Source organism: Planococcus sp. CAU13 (assembly GCF_000775575.1).
Classification (GTDB): Bacteria; Bacillota; Bacilli; order Bacillales_A; family Planococcaceae; genus Planococcus.
Genome location: NZ_JRGN01000276.1, coordinates 1 through 344, shown reverse-complemented (window position 1 = coordinate 344; position 344 = coordinate 1). Strand labels below are relative to the sequence as shown.

At 43.0% G+C, this 344-nt stretch carries 1 pseudogene; it reads right to left on the bottom strand.

The features are described 5' to 3' along the window. Nucleotides 1-172: 172 nt before the first annotated feature. Nucleotides 173-286 (bottom strand): annotated as a pseudogene (locus KW93_RS13125) (flagellin); the annotation flags it as partial. Nucleotides 287-344: the final 58 nt, after the last annotated feature.

Here is a 344-nt window from a genome sequence, read left to right as displayed (position 1 = left end):
AGTTTCCTCACAGGAGCTTGGCTGCTGATTATCCATTGGTCCATCCTCATCATTTTCAAACCGTGACGCCGACCGTTTCCAGTTACGCTGTGGTTGATGGGGCTTTAGGAAGTTCCAGCAATTCACCCAGTTATACTCTAACCAATTACTCGGTTAGACGCCCTGAAATCAATTATCTCAACAGTTGCAAGACTGCCTGAGGAATTTGATTGGATTGAGCCAACATTGCTTGTGCTGCTTGTGAAAGGATTGAGTTCTTAGTTTGTTCCATCATTTCTTTCGCCATCGTGCGAACATTTACTTTCATAAATGACTAGACTATATCTTCACCCTCTAGTGTTAGT